Source organism: Cyanobacterium stanieri LEGE 03274 (assembly GCF_015207825.1).
Taxonomy (GTDB): Bacteria; Cyanobacteriota; Cyanobacteriia; order Cyanobacteriales; family Cyanobacteriaceae; genus Cyanobacterium; species Cyanobacterium stanieri_B.
Window position 1 is genome coordinate 1 of the sequence record NZ_JADEWC010000063.1, and the last position, 1,370, is coordinate 1,370.

Annotated in this window: 1 protein-coding gene; it reads left to right on the top strand. The window is 40.5% G+C overall.

Annotated elements, in window-relative coordinates:
* Nucleotides 1-179: 179 nt before the first annotated feature.
* Nucleotides 180-1,370, top strand: a 1,191-nt coding sequence (locus IQ215_RS14250) for an RNA-guided endonuclease InsQ/TnpB family protein (protein WP_193802058.1), incomplete at its 3' end; no start/stop codon positions are given.

Sequence of the window (1,370 nt, forward strand, 5' to 3'; positions counted from 1 at the left end):
CTATCTTGAAATGTCGTCACAGGACTCCCGTTAAATTTCACGGGCAAAAGAAAAAACCACCGAAATTAACGGGAGATGGATGATGACCAGCAAAGAAAAAGGAACGAAAGTGACATCTACACACTTGACGAAAACCTGTAGATAATTTAAAGTTGTTAGTAAGGTAATTGATTAAAGCCATGCTAAACCTTTCCTACGAATACAAACTTAGTTTAACAAAAATCCAGCTCGAGCAAACAGAGCATATCTTTGAGGTGTGTCGTTCGGTTTGGAATTTTGCCTTAAGGGAGAGGATGGATTGGTCAAATTCCCGAAAATCAAGAATAAATGCCTGTTCCATACAACAGGAGTATATAATACCTGCTGATGCCCCCTACCCCAATTATCATGTTCAAGCTAAGGCACTAACTAAAGCTAGAAAGGAAAACCCTAGACTAGCTTCTGTAAATGCACAAGTACAGCAACAAGTCTTAAGAACTCTGGAGAGAGCTTTTATAGACCGTGAACGTAAAGGATTAGGGTATCCTCGTTTCAAAAACCATAGTCGGATGAGGTCATTTGTTTTTCCTCAAATGCTCAAAAATTGTATTAAAGGAAATCGAATTAAGCTGCCGCAATTAGGTTGGGTTAAATTTAGACAATCTCGCCCCATTCCCGATGGTTTCGTGGTAAAACAAGCTCGGATAGTTAGAAAAGCTACAGGGTATTTTGTGATACTGTCATTACAATCAGATGTGGATATTCCTCAAACAATACCTCATGGTCATCCCAAAGGGTTGGACATCGGCTTTATCTGCGCTGTGGTGACATCAGACAATGAATCCATCCCTAGACCTAGATTCTTAAATAAGTATTCACGGGAGTTGAAAAGACTACAAAGAATGCTGAAAAAGAAACAGAAAGGGTCTTGTGGATGGAAAAAGTTACAAAAACGTATTGCTCGGTTACACTTTAAGACTGCTTCCCATCGTAAAGATTACCATTTCAAACTCTCCCATCACTTGGTAAAGGATGCCGGGATGATATTTGTCGAGGATATAAATTTCCGAATGTGGCAAAGGTCATTCTTGTCAAAGTCTAGTGCTGATTTTGGTTTTGGACAGTTCATAAATATTTTGGAATGGGTGTCTTTCCGAACAGATACTTATTTCTGCAAAGTAGATAACCGTTACACGAGTCAAGAGTGTCCTGAATGTGGGGCGAGAACAGGGAAGAAAGACTTAAAAGAAAGAGTACACCAATGTCCTGAGTGTGGTTACATTACAGGGCGAGATCATGCTTCTGCTTTAGTAATTAGGAATCGTGGTTTAGATTTAGTGGCGGTCGGGCAGCCCGTCCAAGAAAAGGCTAGTGGAGATGGTCGCAGCGGG